Origin of the sequence: Roseovarius sp. EL26 (genome assembly GCF_900327775.1) — a bacterium.
Taxonomy (GTDB): domain Bacteria; phylum Pseudomonadota; class Alphaproteobacteria; order Rhodobacterales; family Rhodobacteraceae; genus Roseovarius.
This window is the reverse complement of the sequence record NZ_OUMZ01000005.1, coordinates 61,153-77,479: the sequence shown is the minus strand read 5'-3', so window position 1 is coordinate 77,479 and position 16,327 is coordinate 61,153. Positions and strand designations below refer to the sequence as shown.

Below are 16,327 nucleotides of genomic sequence, written 5' to 3'. Positions count from 1 at the left end.
CAGTATTACTTGTATAGACAGTCACGCAGGCGGATCAGGCCTTGTTCTGTCTCTTCTTTTGGAGCCACCAAGGCGACCCGAATAAATTTCTTACCGGGGTTATCCCCGTTTGCGTCGCGGCTCAGATAAGCGCCCGGAAGCACCCGAACCCCGGTTTCCACCCACGCTTTTAAAGCGGCCTTTTCACCGTCTTGGATCGGAAGCCACAGGAAAAACCCGGCCTCTGGCCCTTTATAACCCGGGACATCAGCCATAATCTCATCGGCCAAGTCGTATTTTTCGCGGTATAGACGGCGGTTCTCAATCACATGGGATTCATCCGCCCAAACCTTCTCGGCCACGTGCTGTAACGGCATCGGCAGCGGGCTGCCGGAATAATTGCGCAACTGACGAATGCGCGCGATGCTCTCAGGCCCGCCTGCAACAAAGCCACTGCGCAGTCCCGGCAAGTTGGACCGTTTTGACAAGCTGTGAAAGGCCAAGACCCGCTCAGGATCAGCGCCCAGATCATTGGCGACCTGCAAGGCCCCAACCGGGGGCTCATCGCGGTAGATCTCGGAATAACACTCGTCTGCAAAAACCTTGAAATCGTACTTTTCTGCCAGTTGAATCAGATCCGTCCAATAGGCACGGCTGGCCACAGCCCCCTGCGGATTGCTGGGCGAGCACAGATAGGCCACGGTCACCTGATTGAGCACTTCGGGCGCGAGTGCCGTGAAATCCGGCATATAGCCGTTCTCAGGGGTCGCGTTCAAAAATACGGGTTCGGCCCCAACGCTGATCGCCGCAACCATGTAAACCTGATAGAATGGATTGGGCAGCAACACCTTGGGCTGGCCATTCTTTACCTCAGGGCAAACCGCCATCATGGCGTTATACAGCCCCTCTCGCGTGCCATTCAGCGCCATCACGTTTTTAGTCGGGTCCAGCACCACACCATACCGCTGACCAATCCAGGTCGTGATCGCCTCCAACAGCTCGGGCTTACCCTCATTGACCGGGTACTTACCAAAGCCTGCCGCATTTTCTGCAATGATATCAACGATCCAAGGTGGGAAGTCGTGCTTTGGCTCGCCAATGGTCATATGTACAACGTCGCCACCGGGCGCATGCACATCAAGCAAACGCCGCAAACGCGGAAAAGCGTACTCCGGAAGGTTCGAAAACCGCTCAGGAAACATAGGTTACTGCCTCAAAATATCCGGGGACTTTTGTCCCTCTTGAGGTCGAATCTACCCAAGGCGAGGCCTCAGGTCCAGCAAAACCAATGTCTTGACATGCGATTTGTGGCAAATATGGCGATCAGGCCGCTATTGCCACAAAATCATATTTCTTCAGGGTCTTAGCTTAGAGCGGCCTCTGCCGCATGAGCCACGCGCAACAGCTGCTCTTCGCCCAAGGGTTTGCCACACAGCATGATGCCACAGCTGGGCACGCCTGTTGGCAAGGTTACCGCGCTCAGCCCCAACAAATTCCCCACACGCGTATTGCGCAGGGCCAGCAGGTTTTCGGTCACATAATATTCATCATCACTTAGTAACCGGTCGTAATTGGGCGGTAGAATCGGTGCGGTGGGCATCAGCACGGCATCAAATTCGGCAACCCGCGCATTCCACGCAGCGCGCAGTTCCTCCAACCGGTTCCATGCGGAAATGTAGGCAGGCGCAGTAATATCGCGCCCCAAACGGAATCGTTCCAGAATCGGCGGGAACATCTTTTCGGGCGCAGCCTCGATCGTGCCTTGCCAAATGCCATAGGCCTCGGCGGTAAAGATCACACCTGACATCGACAGCGCCTCTTCGACCTCAGGCACATCGATCGGCATGATCTCGGCCCCGGCGGCTTGTAGTCGTTCAACTGCGCTTTGGTAAGCATCGCGCGGGGCATCGCGAATGTCATCCAACACGGCTGTTTGCAATGTCGCAAAGCGCGCACCTTTCAATGATGCACCAGCCAAATCCGCAGCCTTGCCGCCTTCAAGCGCGGCCAGCATCAGCGCGCAATCCTCTACCGAGCGCCCCAGCGGCCCAACCGTATCAAACTTGGAACAAAGTGGCACCGCCCCGTCCAATGACAGGCGCCCGCTGGTGGTTTTCAACCCAACTAAATCATTCCATGCTGATGGAATACGCACCGATCCACCGGTATCGCTGCCAATCCCGCAAGACGCCAAATTAAAGGCCACACTGGCCCCTGCCCCGGAAGAGGATCCCCCCGGCACCGCGCCTTCATCATTCACACAAGGCGGCGTTGCTGTCATCGGGTTCAGGCCAAGCCCAGAAAAGGCCAGCTCGCTCATATGAGTTTTACCCAGACAGATCAGCCCGGCCATTGTCGCATTGTGCAAGACCTCAGCATCGCGCGCCGGGATCCGCCCTTTCAACAACGCGCTGCCAGATTCGGTTGCAGTGCCCGCCGTATCAAATAGATCTTTCCAGCTGATCGGAACACCGTCCAAGGGCCCAAACCGTTGCCCCGCCTTGGCCCGCGCCTGTGCTGCACCGGCCTCTGCCAAAGCCCGCTTATGTGTGACTACTGAATAAATCCGATCACGATGCGGATGCGCGTCAATCGCATCCAGATAGGTCTGGGTCAGTGCCACAGGGTCGATCTCGCCTGTGCCAATACCGCGGCCCAGATCTGCCGCTGTCATGGTCAACCATTTTTGCATCACTACCCCCTAATGATTTTTGCGTTTTGGAGAAGGTAGCGGCATCACAACACATGGACAATCCCGCATCGCCCGGCATATTGACAGGCATGACAAAAGACAGCGATATCCTGATTGTTGGCGGCGGGCTGAACGGCCCGGCACTTGCGCTTGCCTTGTCACAGGCAGGCCACAGCGTAACCATCATCGACGCACAACCTTCTGCCGCCCGCAAAGACGCCGAATTCGATGGGCGTGGCTATGCGCTGGCGCTGGCATCTGTACGGTTGCTGCGTGCGATTGGCATCTGGGATCGTGTGATCGACAACGCCCAACCTATGTTGGAGATAAAAGTTTCTGATGGCCGCGCGGGCGAAGGGCCATCACCGTTTTTCATGCATTTCGATCACGCAGAGATCGAAGAAGGGCCCATGGGGCATATGCTGGAAGATCGCTTTCTGCGCCGTGCGTTTCTGGACGCGATGGATGCAGAACCTCGCATTCGCCAGATCATTGGAAAGGTGGTCGCGCAAAGTGCCGAAGATGCGGGCGTCAGCCTGACGTTGGACAATGGTGACATCCTTAAGGGCCGCATGATCATCGGCTCTGATGGGCGCGCGTCAGACACCGCAACCCGCGCCGGGATTAAACGCACCGGTTGGGGCTATCAGCAAACCGCGCTGGTCGCAGCGATTGAACATGAACTGCCCCACAACGGCATCGCGCATCAGTTTTTCATGCCCCCCGGCCCGCTGGCCATCCTGCCCCTTCCCGGCAACGTCTCATCGATTGTTTGGAGCGAAACCGCTGAGACTGCGGCAAAGTTCGACGCGCTGAACGATGAGGATTTCATGGAAATCCTACGACCGCGCTTTGGCGATTTTCTGGGGCAGATTAAACTGCGCGGCAAACGTTACACCTATCCGCTAGGCCTAACGTTGGCCGACAGCTTCATTGCGCCGCGTCTGGCGTTAATTGGCGACGCCGCCCACGGCATGCATCCCATCGCAGGTCAAGGGTTGAACGCTGGCTTGCGAGATGTGGCCGCACTTGCACAGGTGATATCTGAGGCAGATAAACGCGGCGAAGACATCGCGGCGCCAGATGTTTTGGCCCGTTACCAGCAATGGCGTCGTTTCGATACCGCGACGCTGGCGATGGTCACCGATGCCACCAATCGGCTCTTTTCCAACGACAACGGACTGCTGCGTCTTGGTCGTGATCTGGGCATGGGGCTGATTGGTGCGATGCCGGGCCTGCGCCGCAAGTTCATTCGCGAAGCGGCAGGGTTAACAGGCGAATTACCGGATTTGATGAAGGCTTAAACACGTCACATCAGGCTTGATTCCCGACTCAGCAGTGATTCCCACGTTAGTATTGCGCTGCTTCGATGTTATCGCCTCAACATAAGTTGGGCGCTCAGCCACGCTTCAGACCGAGAAAACCCAAAATACAGTGAGTTTCAAAATCAGACACAATCAAGGGATTGTGAATAATATACGGCATCATTGCTGAAAACTGTAGCAATTTAAGAAACGGAACCTTGCAACTTTCCCATCACTGTTCCGTATGCAGAAACAAATGTATCGATCGTTCATCTGGAAGTTCTGCTCAATGAGCGTTGAACTTGAAAATCCTGTTTAAAGGACTTCTGGTCCCCAATTCAGTCATGTATATAGTAGGTATAGTAAATGGCGACGCGTAAAAGCCTAAGTAACAAAGAGTAACAAGTGACGTTCAGTGTGTGAATGTAACGAGTAAATATTAAGCGAGTGAATGTAATGAGTAACCATCGTAAACCGTTAAACTCTTGGGGCACTGCGCATCCTCACCTTCAGGATCGCGCGGCCCACCCTTCTAATGAGCCAGACTTTGCAAACAATTCACTGATCATGCATGTAGACCTGCGTGAAAAGTGCCGCACTAAGCGCGAGCGTCTTCCAACTCTGCCACCATGTGAAATCTTGCCACAGAAAGCGCAAGAAAAATCACAACTATCGCAACCTCTGCTTTCCCGTAAGGTGCGGGCGTTGCAAGAGAAGAGCAAAAGCTATTTTCAGTCTTTGCTTTTCCCATCGGATGCCGTTGTCGTGCGCCTAAACGAATCAACCGATTAAGGCGGATTATTTGCTCCTTTAGGGGCACTGCACACCGGTAGTTTAGACAACTTTTCGGCCTTTCGTTCGGATTGAAAGGCTCACCGGCTTCGCCGAATACTTACATGAAACATTGCGCCATCGCCGCCTCTAACCTGCTTCCATAATCCGGATAACCGTATCGCCATAGCTGCGCTCATCCAGTAGAGTCAGCCCTTCAGGAATGGTCACATCGGCGCTTTCTTCCCAAACAACCAAAACCTCATCAGCGATCCAGCCACCCTTCAACGCAACACTCAGCGCCATCTCCCCCATGCCTTTGCCGTAAGGTGGATCAAGGAAGATCAGATCGAACGGCGCGACCGGATTATCACCCAATCGCCGTACGTCGCGGGTGATGATATTGCTGTTCTCTTCGGACCTGCACAGGGCAATATTCTCACGGATCAGCGACAGCGATTTGCGGCCATTTTCGACAAAGCTGACATGCGCCGCCCCACGCGATAGCGCTTCCAACCCCAATGCGCCGGTGCCGGCAAAGAGGTCCAACACCCGCGCATCCGCGCAGGGATCGCCGTAAGCATTGGTCAGCACGTTGAACAGGCTTTCGCGCACCCGGTCGGCGGTGGGGCGCAGATGCGCCGCACTGTCCCCTTTGCCCACCGACGCCAACCGGCGGCCACGAAAATCGCCGCCAATGATCCTCACGCTTTCAGCAGCGCCTTAAGTTCGGTCGCCGGGTTTTCTATCGCAGCTGGATCAGGTGATTTTCCCATATCGATCAGGCGCTTACCAACCATATAGGCGCGCGCCTCGTTCATCGCATCCACGGCCAACAGCGTATCGCCCTGATAGTACCAGAACGAAACACCGTTCTCATTATCACCCGGGCGGGTGATGATACGGTCATAGCCGGTGTTCAGCCCAGCGATCTGTAACTTAACGTCATATTGGTCCGACCAGAACCAGATGGTTGGCACATAGGTCTTGTCCGCGCCCAGCATGTTTTCAGCCACAACCTCGGCCATGTCGATGGCATTGGGCACGCTTTCGAGACGTAGACGACCATCTTTGTACGGGAAGGATGCGCAATCGCCCGCAGTCCAGACCGACGGATCACTGGTTTGGCCCAGTTCGTTGGCCTTGATGCCATTGTCAATTTCCAGCCCCGCCGCATCGGCCAGACCAGCGGCAGGCATGATGCCGACACCAACGATGGCAAAATCAATCTCAAGCTCGCTGCCATCTGACAGGCGCGCGCCGGTCACACGACCGTCCCCCAAAAGTGTTTCCAGCCCAACACCCTCACGAATATCGACGCCATGCCCCTTATGCAGGGCGCGGAAGTAATCGGATGTTTCAGGCGAAGCCACTCGTTGCAAGATCCGGTCAGCCATCTCAACCACAGTCACTTGCAGGCCTTTAGAGGCCGCAACCGCCGCCGCCTCAAGCCCGATATAACCGCCACCGATGATCAGCACGCGTTTACCTTCGACGCATTCAGGCGCCATGGCGTCAACGTCTTTCAGGTCACGCACCACATAAACGCCGTCCAGATCGCCACCAATCGCAGCGGGCAGATAGCGTGGCGAGGACCCGGTGGTCAGCGCCAGTTGGTCGTAAGGCACCGCCTCATCACCGATCATCACTTGCTTGGCTGCGGTATCGATGCCGGTCACTGTGGTGCACAGGCGCAGTTCGATATCATTCTCGGTATAAAAACTTTCGGGGCGCAGATACAGCCGCTCCAGGTCCATCTCACCCAACAGGTATTTTTTCGACAACGGTGGGCGCTGATACGGAGGGGCCGTTTCTTCACCGATCAAGGTGATCTTGCCGTCAAACCCCAGGTTGCGCAGCTTCGCCACCAAGGAAGAGCCCGCCTGACCGGCCCCTATTACGACGATATTGGACATTTCCCTCTCCTGTAATTTGGGTGGCAACCGCTGCCAATGCACCTATAACTAAATCAGACCGCATTGCAATTAATGACAGGAAACGACAATGAGCATTTCTACTGGCGACAAACTTCCCGAAGCGACCTTGACCCGCATGGGTGCCGAGGGTCCCGAGGCAGTGAACCTTTCCGATCTGACTAAGGGCCGCAAAGTGGTGATCTTTGCCGTGCCCGGTGCTTATACTCCGACCTGCCATTCGGCGCATGTGCCCAGCTTTATCCGTACCAAGGATGATCTGGCCGCCAAGGGCATTGATGATGTGATCTGCGTGTCGGTCAACGACCCGTTTGTCATGGGATCGTGGGGCAAGGATACCGGCGCATCAGACGCCGGGATTGCCATGTTAGGCGATGCCGAGGCGACGTTCACCAAAGCCATCGGTATGGATTTTTCCGCCCCTCCTGCCGGGCTGATCGACCGCTCAAAACGCTATGCTATGGTGGTGGATGATGGCACCGTGTCGATCCTGCAAGAAGAAGAAAACCCCGGCATCTGCGAGGTGTCCGCCGGTGAGGGGATTTTGGCGTCGCTGTAAGGCGTTACAGTTTTGGGCAGGCGTATGATGCGCCTGCCTTTGTACCTATGATACAAATGGCGGGTGCCAATCCGCCATTCCTTATCTCAGCACTCTCTTAACAACCGCCCCAACCCAGGCAGCTTGTCATCCACACCCGCCAGTCGCAGGCAATCCCAGAGCATGGCTTGGTTGGAACAGATCACCGGCTTGCCCAGCTCCTGCTCGATCGCGTCAACTACATCAATACTGCGCAACGCACCGCAACTGAGCAGGACCGCATCGGCATCGGGCCGGTCAATCGCGCGGGCATAGTCGGCAATGTAATCGGGCGCGACACGGATCATGTCGGTGTCATAATCCAGCCCCATGCCATGCGCCTCCAGCACCGTGAAACCCGCCCCTTCCAGATAGGTCACAACATTGGCGTTCAGCTCGGCCACATAAGGCGAGCCCAGCACAATATTTTGCGCACCCATAGCTGACAGAGCCTTGCGCACAGCACCCGCCAATGTGGTGGTTTTCGCCCCCGGCGCGCCCTTAGTCAGCTCGGCACAGGACTTCTCTTCTCCCACCGCCACGGTGCCCGAGGTGCAGGCAAAGGCGACGACATCCAGCCCGTCATCCGGCAGTATCCGCGCCGCCGTTTCCGCCAAGGACGTCCCCAATTGCGCTAGGCTTTCAGTTGAAATTTCTCGCGGCATCACCGCCCGGCTAAAATAGGCCCCGACACCCGTTGGCAGATAACGGATCATATCATCCTCAATCGTCTGCTCATTCGGGATCAGCACAAAACCAATTTTACCACGCGCATTGCGCCCGCCGTCAAAGCGCACATTGTCCAATATGCTTTGGCGTTGCTCAGTCGGTGAAAGATGTTTGTCCATGGCAAGCGCTCCTATAGTCCAAGGCTTACAGCTTAACACAACCCCACGCTTGTGGCCAAAGCGGGGCATGAATAACCCGGCATACCGCCCCTATTGCGAAGTTTGCGCTTCCAACCGTGGGCCTTTTTTGGTTTTCACCATCTGGTATGTGGGCAGGATCCCGTCTGCTGCGATGATTTTGCTCGTGCCATCGGGCTGCACCCTGCGCCAGCCAATCACTTCGCCCGCTTGGTCATACTCATATTCATCGCGCCAACTGGCCCACCAATGCAAAAGCGGGTCAAAATGCGGGGCCGTCACATTAGAATAATCGACGGATTTCATCAACACATGCCCCGAGGTCGCGCTTTTTTCATAGATACGTTTTTGATGGGTGGGAAAGCTGATCGAAATAAATGCGGGCGCACTGTCATGCGCACCATTATATGCAAATACGCCGATATCAATTCGGTGCGACAGAATATCATTGGCGGCAACGGTCAACGGCATGTTGTGCCATTGAAGTTCAATCTTGGCACGGCGGCCCGGCCCGTCCAGCAGGGTGATTTTGACCCGCTCAGGATCGCCGCGCAAGACGATCCATTCAAACCGCAGGTCACGCCCATTCGGGTCTTTGGTGTCTGCGGCAGACACAATCATTTCCCGCCGGTAAGCAAGGTCGCGCCAAACTCGTGCGATGGCAGAGGGGGTCGTAAACAGTTTTTCAGACAGCCCTGCCAACCCGGCTTGCTTAGAGAAATCTTCGCCTTCGACCTTCAATCGCATCATCGGCGGTATTTCAGTCGGTTTCATACTCGCGGCAAAGGCCACCATGCGTTCCGGGACTAGCTTGTTGCCATCAAAGACAGTCGGATGCGCACGCGGCGAATAATATGCATCGCGCTTGTAATTTCCAGGAAGATTACGCCGCATAATCATTTGCAATGTTGGGGCCAGCAGCTTTTGCTCTCGTAACACCTTGCGGGTCTTTGGGGGCAAAGCCGCAATGGTCATAAAGAACGCATTCAGAAAACCTCGATCAGATCCGGAAGAGCCCTGAGTGATCACCATATAGGGCCAATTTGCTGGAAATGTATCCACCGTGTCATGATCGCGATGTTCGGGATACATATAGATGTGATTGCTGGAATAGGTCAGAAAGGCACGCGGTGGGCCATTCGGTGTGGTCATCCCCAACCGGGCTTGGCTTCGGCCGGTTAATCTGGTCTTCAGCGCTGTTGATGAATTTCCGATCACCGGAAATGGGTAAATGACCTGACCGGCAAGGCCGTAATCAAAACTTTGATTTTGCAACTTTGGGCCGTAGCGCAACCGTGGCAATGCTGGAAATTTTGCGGCTGACACCTCTGAATGCGCACGATCGCGGTTGTCATAAGCCACAATCGGGTTCATCCCCCCGCGCTTTGCCCGCAGGCGACGCAGCAGCACAGCAGCCGGACTTTCGTTACCATCAGTGACCCAAGGGGCCCGCAAGTCAGCTGTGGGAAATTCAACCTCAGGGGCGATCCAGCCAAGCGGCCCCAGACGTTTGAGATCGTCTTGCAAGACAGTGATGGATTCCGCAGTCATACCCGCCCCCGGGGCACCCACCCAAAGCGCCGCAAGAAGACAAAAGCGCACTACAGTGAACCAATTACGCATCTCAGGTTTCCACTTCGGACTGATAAGTTGTTTTCCGCATCTCCCGAACATTTCCCTACAATAAGCTAGGAAATGTCAACTTCTACGTTCATCACTGGTCCGTGTACCGGGCGGCGTGCATCATTTCACCCGTCATGTGATGAAACCGCAAATTATTGTCCCCTCTGGATAATATGCATGTTACATGGTCAAAATACGCCCAGTGGCGACCAAGGTTATTTAATGAACGCACCGCTTGAGACAATTTGCATTGAGGCTGAAAACTCTGTTGAGTTTCTTGAACAGGTCTTTCGTTGTGATCAGGCGGGGCAATTGTTTGCCATTCAGCGTACGGGCCTCGATCTAGCGCAATATCCCGGCTTGTCTGTCACCCAAACCTATCAGGCCTCAGGTGGCAAAACCGGTTGGGGACAACTGCAATTCGCCCCGGCCGATGATCCAACGGCAGTTCAGATCATGTTTTCATCCGGTACCGAAGGCACACCAAAGGCAATTGTCATCAGCCGACAAAACATTTCGGATGTGGTGCGACGCCTGAACCATGCCATGGATATTGATGACCGTATCCGCGAGTACGTCGGTATTCCCGTCAGCTATTCCTTCGGCTTGGGGCGTATTCGTGCCATCTCGGCTGTGGGTGGAAAGTTCTTTTTACCTGAACGGTTTGACCCATCTGAGATCCGCACGATGTTGGACGCAGGTGAGATCAATGCCATCTCCGCGGTACCCTCTTTATGGCGGTTGATCTTATCGACCCCCGAAAGCATCGGTTCCGCAGGGGAAAAGGTCCGCTGGATCGAGATTGGCAGCCAGTACATGTCAGCTGAAGAAAAGGCTGGAATGAAAACGCTTTTTCCAAATGCACGGATCATCCAGCATTACGGCCTAACCGAAGCCTCGCGCACAACATTTCTGAATATATCCGCAAATGATGGCTCGGTGTTGGATTCGGTTGGCAGCCCGGTCCCTCCGACCGGTGTAAAAATCGGATCACAAGGCGAAATCTGTATTCGCGGGCCGCATGTGGCGCTCGGGCAGCTGGATAAAGATGGCACAATTCAATCGCTGACAGATGATCAGGGTTGGCTGCACACCCGCGACAAAGGGGCCCTTCGCGACGGAATGCTGTTTTATCACGGCCGTCTTGATGATCAGATGAACATTTCCGGCATTAAATTGTCTGCAGAACATCTTGAACGGCAGATCACAACGCTGTGCGGATGCGATGGACAATTCGCTGTCACCCGGATTGATGATTCCCTGCGCGGCGACGCCGTGCTTTTGGCTGTCTCCAATCGCATTGATGACAAACTGCCCCTGATCAAGTCAGCGACCGAGATTGCCCTGAAACGCGCCGGTGTCAATCTGGGTGGTAGTTTGCATATACTGCAGCTGGACGAGCTCCCTGTGACCGGCAGTGGCAAGATCCGTCGCAGCGCACTTAGGGAACAATACACGCAAAAATCTACGGAACAGGTCATCCATAGTGACGCCCCTGCTGCTGAGCTGACTGTATCAGAAGCCCAAATTGCTGAGGCATGGCATGCTGTGATCGGTGGTACAGCCTTTGATGTAGGTAGTTCGTTCTATGACCTTGGCGGCGATTCCCTTAGCGCACTTCAGATCGGCCTCAAGATGGAGGGGCAATTCAAACGCGCCACCATCAATGCCACACTTGAGGGCCGAACCCTGCGCGAAGTGGCCGCCACCCAGACCGAAGACGCGCTTGCAGAAAGCCCCACACAGACCTCCCCTGATCTGCCGATCAAAACAGTAGAAAACTGGGCCATCAATATCGCACGCGGATTGATGGTTCTCAGTGTACTTGTCTCTCATTGGGGGCCTGGATTCTTTGCCCGACTGGGGTTGGAAGAACAGGCCGATAACGCCTTGGGTTGGCTATATCAGATGGGCACTGAAGGCTTTGCCACCATATTCGGCATCGGGCTTGGCTATCTCTTTGTGGTTAACTACCCCGCCAATAAAACCAGTTTTACACGCCGGCAACGCTGGTCCCTGGCATTGGTGTTTTCTGCTTTGCTGATCACTGCAGCAGTTAAACTTACCCTTGTTCTGGCCAAGGGGCAGGCCATTGATCAGCAGGCGATTTCTTTCGCCTTCTATAATGTCCTTGCCTACTATTGCCTTGCTTTGATTGGCGCGGGACTGTGGTTCAAATACCTGACCCGCACCCCGAATGTCATTCGCAATGCTCTAATAATAGCCATCATCGGCGTGCCGCTTTACTGGCTGTCGCGCTATGCCTTCCCGGCTCAACTTGATACGTTGTTGGAATGGCCGCGCCTGATGCTGGTTGGGGCTTATAGCTATTTCAGGCTCACTGCGATTGTATTTGGCGGCATTGCTGTTGGCTATTGGTTTGCTCGACAAACAGACCGGAGCCGCGCAACCAAAACCCTGCGCGAGATGGGCGCCTTTGGCATGGTCTTGTCGCTCATCGTTGGTCTGAGCGTCATGCCGTTCGAAAGTTTGATGGGCCGCGCATCCCCCTTCTTTGGTGGCGTGCTGGGCATCTTGTTCTATTTCGCAATATCAGTGTTCCTCATCGGGATGTTTATCCCAGTGCTGACCCGCTGGAGCAGCCTTCCGAGCAGCATCATGACAGGTTGCAAAATCCTGATTACCCTAGGTGGGCTGGCCCTGCCAATCTATGCCTTTCATGGGCTGGTCATTCCGATCAAAGATCTGCTTGTGATAATGGGCCTACCGGGTGTCATCGCCTTAGGTTTCAGCATGGGGGCGTTTTTGATCAGCATCGGATATGGTGGCGTCAAGCTTTGGAAGATGTATTTCAATTGAGCAGATCCCAAATGACCCCATTTCCAACCCATATTGCCATCCGCTTTGATGAGGCCCCGATTTGACTAAGAAGATCGCATATCTGACCGGCGAATACCCCAAAGCTTCGCACACATTCATTCAACGCGAGATCGCAGAGTTGCGCAAATTGGGAATGGAGGTCCTGACCTGTTCCGTGCGGAGGACTGCACCAGAGCATCTGGTTGGTGATATCCAGCGTCAGGAATTCGACAAAACGTATCACCTGCTGCAGGCCGCGCGTTCCCCCTTGCGACTGGTCAGGTCTCACTTCAAGCTTTTGCGGCAATCCCCCAAGCGCTATTTCTCAACTCTCTGCCTGGCGTGGAAAACACGCCCACCCGGAAATATCGCAGCACTCTATCAGTTGTTTTACTTTGCCGAAGCTGGCGTTCTGGCGCGCCACTTGCAAGACAATAGCATCAGCCACCTGCATAATCATTTTGGTGATTCAAGCGGGTCAGTCACCATGCTAGCTGCCGCGCTGGCAGATATCCCGTTTAGTTATACCATGCATGGCCCCACACTGTTTCTGGAGGCAAAACGCTGGCGCATTGACGAGAAAACCGCGCGTGCCAAATTTGTCATCTGCATCAGCCATTTTTGCCGATCTCAGGCCATGTTGTTTTCTGATGAGGCCCATTGGGATAAATTCCATATCGTTCATTGTGGTGTTCTACCTGATAACTATGGCCGAACCCGGAAAACAACACCCGGAAAAAACTTTCTGTTTGTGGGACGGCTGGCTGCGGTCAAAGGCCTGCCAATTCTGTTTGAAGCCTTTCTCGATGTTCTCAAACAGCACCCTGATGCCATCCTGACCCTGATCGGTGACGGGCCGGACCGGGTGAAACTCCAACAACAGGTCAAGCAGTTAGGTTTAGAGCAATCTGTTCTCTTCACCGGGTATCAGACAGAACAAGAAGTCGCAGCACATCTGGAACAAACAGATGCCTTTGTCCTACCCAGCTTTGCCGAAGGGGTTCCTGTGGTTTTGATGGAAGCCATGGCCAGCAAAGTGCCTGTGATCGCGACCCGTATCGCAGGTATTCAGGAACTGGTGACCGATGGACATAGCGGCCACATGGTGCCCCCCGGTGACATACGCGCCTTAAGCGGCAAAATGTGCGACCTTCTGAAGGATCCAAAACATCGCGACCAGATGGGGGCATTTGGTCGTAGGACTGTTGTCGCAGATTTTGACATCGCAAAAGAAACCCGCTGGCTGTTTGATATCCTCATGGAAAAGGCCCCAGCTGGACAGCTGAGGCCTAAAGAGTGAGTGCATTACTGAAATCAGATGGCTATTGATTTTCCAGCTTTTTCAGTTCTTCGCGGGCTTTCTCAAACTGCGGTAAAGGGTCTTCGCCTGCCAGCTTAATGGCTTGCGCCAGCACCTGCTTTGCCTCCTCAACACGATCAAGCGCAGCATAGGTCATACCAAGATGGTATTGCACCAGAGCATGTTCTGACAGACCTTCGGCCGCAGGTTCCAGATATTTCACAGCCTCGCTGAAATTACCGCGACGGTATTCGATCCAACCATATGTGTCTTGCAACGCAGGGATCTCATAGTTCTGCAAGCGACGTGCAATGGCGTAGGCGCGATCCAGATCCTCTGGGCTATCCCGATGGGTTGTAATCAGGCTGGACAGATTGTTTGCGACAATAATGTTGTTGCTGTTTCTCTCATACAGCGTTTCGTAGATCGCAATCGCTCCATCGAAGTCCTTTACGCGTTCCAGCCGCTCTGCCTTCAGCAGATAAGCTGCTGTTGGATCAGGGGCTTTCTCGATCTGATCGTCGATCAGGGCTGCGGCCTCATCCGCTCGATCATCCGCGATCATGATCGCGTTCAGCACTCGCAAAACATTTGCGTTGCCAGGCGCTTTGTCCAATAGCTCATGGTAAATAGCCTCTGCCTGCTCACGCTCGTCTTGCACCATGTGCAGACCCGCGCGCATAAATTTCAGCAGCAGATTATCAGCGTCACCTGCCATGCGCTCTTCCAGCATCACGACCGCTTCATCAACCTGTTGTGCCCCGATTTTGGTCCGCAGCAAGGCGATAAAGGCACCCTCGCTATCAGACCCTTCCTCGGCAGACAAACCTTCCAGCAACGCGATGGTTTCATCCACCCGCTGCTGTCGCAGAAGCATATCAGCCTCAAGTCCATTGGCCGCGGTCAACCCACTATCTGTTTCCAGCGCTTTCAAACGCCAGATGATCCGTGTGGTTTCATTCCATTCTTCAGACTGCAGATGCAAAAGCCCCATGTTACGCAGCAACAACACATTGTCCGGAGCTTTTGTCAGCGCCTCATCAAGAACAGCCTTGGCCGCATCGGTCCGATCATCTTGCGTCAAAAACGTTGCATAGCGCAGCGACTCTGCCGCCGCCTGCAAAGAGACCTCAACCGCCAATGCATATCGCTCACCCGCCAGATCGCGCGACCCGGCCCGTTCATGCGCTCGCGCCATCAAGGTCAGGATGGTTGCATCCCGAGGGGCCTGCGATAGGGCCGTGCGCAAGTCGATGATTGCGTCATCAGGTTTATCTTCATCAATCAGCCATGCGGCACGCATCTTCAAGGCATCAACGTTGGTAGCATCGTCTTCAAGCACTTCTTCGACAGAAGCCCTTGCACCAACAGAGTTACCCGACTGCAAAAGCATTTGGGCCAGAATAACTTTGGCTTTCAAACGTTCCTGTGTCATCTCGCCTTCGGCGACGAGCTCCACCAAGGCTGCAATTGCTTCGGCCTGTGCCCCTGCTTCAAAATCCAACGACGCCACCAAAGTGCGATACGTGATGTTGTTGTCTTCCGATGCAATCAAACGGGTCAGTTCTTCTCGTGCTTCGTCTTCGCTGCGCGCCTCAAGCAAAAAGCGAACCACCGTCATTTTAGCCGCCATCGTTGCATCTGGCGCTTCTGCAATTTCGCGTAGATAAGCCTCGGCATTATCAAGATCACCGCGCTCCAGATACCAAGAGATCAACATACTGCGGATGTCATCATTTTCTGGGAACTTTTGCGCCATCACCTGAAGCGTTTCACCTACGGCATCCAGATTTTCTTCCTGCAACTGCAAACGCAGTTTTGTGGAGTTCAATGCAAGATTATCTGGGTGTACCTCTAGTGCTTTGTTCACCAGCTTCAGCGCGGCCAGTGTTTCCCCTGAACGCAATTTCTGATCAATTGCAATACGCCAGGCGATCATGCTTTCAGGCGTTTCCGCTAGAACCTGCTCTGCAAGCTCCGCCTGATCTGATGCGGCTGAGTTGTCTTGGTCTCGCTGAGCCTGCGCATAGTCTAGCGCAAGAGCAATGGTTTTCACCCGTGAGCTTTCTGGATCCAGCTTCTGCGCCGCTCTACCGTGGCGTTCTGCTTCTTCCCAATTTTGAACATCAATCGCGATTTCAGCCAACTCAATCCGGGCTTCCAAAGTATCCGGATATTGCTCAACCACTTGCAGGAATTGGTTATACGCCTGCGCCCGTTCACCTATTTCCAGCTGACTTCGCGCAAAAACAAGCCGTGCTTCTTTGTGTTCGGGATTGAGTTTGAAAACATTCCGGAATTCAACTGCCGCACGAGACACGTCGCCCTGCTCCAGTAATTCCAATGCCGTTTCAAAATGTCTTTGTGCCCGCTCTTCCGAGGTTTCACAGGCAGATAAAAGCAAAAAGGCCGACATAGCAATAATGCAGAATCGGCCGCTTCCAGGCTTGAAAGTCATTCT

General features: G+C 54.4%; 11 protein-coding genes. 4 read left to right on the top strand and 7 right to left on the bottom strand.

Annotated elements, in window-relative coordinates; genetic code table 11:
* Window positions 1–5: 5 nt before the first annotated feature.
* Together D9A02_RS02285 and D9A02_RS02280 are read right to left on the bottom strand one after the other, a co-directional pair.
* The gene (locus D9A02_RS02285; RefSeq protein ID WP_120499360.1) at window positions 6–1,181 is read right to left on the bottom strand and encodes an aminotransferase class I/II-fold pyridoxal phosphate-dependent enzyme; all 1,176 of its coding nucleotides are present in this window, start codon (window positions 1,179–1,181) and stop codon (window positions 6–8) included.
* A gap of 161 nt (window positions 1,182–1,342) precedes the next feature.
* On the bottom strand, window positions 1,343–2,671 hold the full coding sequence (locus D9A02_RS02280; protein ID WP_120499359.1) for an amidase: 1,329 nt from the start codon (window positions 2,669–2,671) through the stop codon (window positions 1,343–1,345).
* A gap of 89 nt (window positions 2,672–2,760) precedes the next feature.
* On the opposite strand from D9A02_RS02280, the gene D9A02_RS02275 reads away from it, so the two are divergent.
* Window positions 2,761–3,975: an FAD-dependent oxidoreductase gene (locus D9A02_RS02275; protein WP_120499868.1), complete on the top strand. Its 1,215-nt coding sequence runs from the start codon at window positions 2,761–2,763 to the stop codon at window positions 3,973–3,975.
* 921 nt (window positions 3,976–4,896) lie between these two features.
* Here the strand turns inward: D9A02_RS02275 and rsmD are convergent.
* A complete protein-coding gene (gene rsmD / locus D9A02_RS02265) occupies window positions 4,897–5,454 on the bottom strand; it encodes a 16S rRNA (guanine(966)-N(2))-methyltransferase RsmD (protein WP_120499357.1) in 558 nt (185 codons plus the stop codon).
* The gene (locus D9A02_RS02260) at window positions 5,451–6,662 is read right to left on the bottom strand and encodes an NAD(P)/FAD-dependent oxidoreductase (RefSeq protein WP_120499356.1); all 1,212 of its coding nucleotides are present in this window, start codon (window positions 6,660–6,662) and stop codon (window positions 5,451–5,453) included. Before D9A02_RS02260 ends, rsmD begins: the two co-directional genes overlap by 4 nt.
* Window positions 6,663–6,750: 88 nt before the next feature.
* Here D9A02_RS02260 and D9A02_RS02255 point away from each other — a divergent pair, with 88 nt between their 5' ends.
* Complete coding sequence (locus D9A02_RS02255; RefSeq protein ID WP_120499355.1) at window positions 6,751–7,239, top strand: peroxiredoxin; 489 nt, start codon at window positions 6,751–6,753, stop codon at window positions 7,237–7,239.
* Between the two features lie 86 nt (window positions 7,240–7,325).
* Here the strand turns inward: D9A02_RS02255 and D9A02_RS02250 are convergent, their stop codons facing one another.
* On the bottom strand, window positions 7,326–8,105 hold the full coding sequence (locus tag D9A02_RS02250; protein WP_120499354.1) for an arylmalonate decarboxylase: 780 nt from the start codon (window positions 8,103–8,105) through the stop codon (window positions 7,326–7,328).
* A gap of 90 nt (window positions 8,106–8,195) precedes the next feature.
* A complete protein-coding gene (locus D9A02_RS02245; RefSeq protein WP_120499353.1) occupies window positions 8,196–9,746 on the bottom strand; it encodes a hypothetical protein in 1,551 nt (516 codons plus the stop codon).
* Between the two features lie 222 nt (window positions 9,747–9,968).
* Here D9A02_RS02245 and D9A02_RS02240 point away from each other — a divergent pair, with 222 nt between their 5' ends.
* Together D9A02_RS02240 and D9A02_RS02235 are read left to right on the top strand one after the other, a co-directional pair.
* On the top strand, window positions 9,969–12,566 hold the full coding sequence (locus tag D9A02_RS02240; RefSeq protein WP_162932934.1) for an AMP-binding protein: 2,598 nt from the start codon (window positions 9,969–9,971) through the stop codon (window positions 12,564–12,566).
* 61 nt (window positions 12,567–12,627) lie between these two features.
* Entirely contained in the window at window positions 12,628–13,866 is a 1,239-nt protein-coding gene (locus D9A02_RS02235; RefSeq protein ID WP_254054525.1) for a glycosyltransferase family 4 protein, read from the top strand.
* Between the two features lie 22 nt (window positions 13,867–13,888).
* Here the strand turns inward: D9A02_RS02235 and D9A02_RS02230 are convergent, their stop codons facing one another.
* Window positions 13,889–16,324, bottom strand: coding sequence for a tetratricopeptide repeat protein (locus tag D9A02_RS02230; protein ID WP_120499351.1), 2,436 nt, complete (start codon window positions 16,322–16,324; stop codon window positions 13,889–13,891).
* Window positions 16,325–16,327: the final 3 nt, after the last annotated feature.

Bases quoted from the DNA above. Each gene is read 5' to 3' on its own strand.
- D9A02_RS02285 (WP_120499360.1), bottom strand. From the start codon at position 1,181: ATGTTTCCTGAGCGGTTTTCGAACCTTCCGGAGTACGCTTTTCCGCGT.
- D9A02_RS02280 (WP_120499359.1), bottom strand. From the start codon at position 2,671: ATGCAAAAATGGTTGACCATGACAGCGGCAGATCTGGGCCGCGGTATT.
- D9A02_RS02275 (WP_120499868.1), top strand. From the start codon at position 2,761: ATGACAAAAGACAGCGATATCCTGATTGTTGGCGGCGGGCTGAACGGC.
- D9A02_RS02260 (WP_120499356.1), bottom strand. From the start codon at position 6,662: ATGTCCAATATCGTCGTAATAGGGGCCGGTCAGGCGGGCTCTTCCTTG.
- D9A02_RS02255 (WP_120499355.1), top strand. From the start codon at position 6,751: ATGAGCATTTCTACTGGCGACAAACTTCCCGAAGCGACCTTGACCCGC.
- D9A02_RS02250 (WP_120499354.1), bottom strand. From the start codon at position 8,105: ATGGACAAACATCTTTCACCGACTGAGCAACGCCAAAGCATATTGGAC.
- D9A02_RS02245 (WP_120499353.1), bottom strand. From the start codon at position 9,746: ATGCGTAATTGGTTCACTGTAGTGCGCTTTTGTCTTCTTGCGGCGCTT.
- D9A02_RS02240 (WP_162932934.1), top strand. From the start codon at position 9,969: ATGAACGCACCGCTTGAGACAATTTGCATTGAGGCTGAAAACTCTGTT.
- D9A02_RS02230 (WP_120499351.1), bottom strand. From the start codon at position 16,324: ATGACTTTCAAGCCTGGAAGCGGCCGATTCTGCATTATTGCTATGTCG.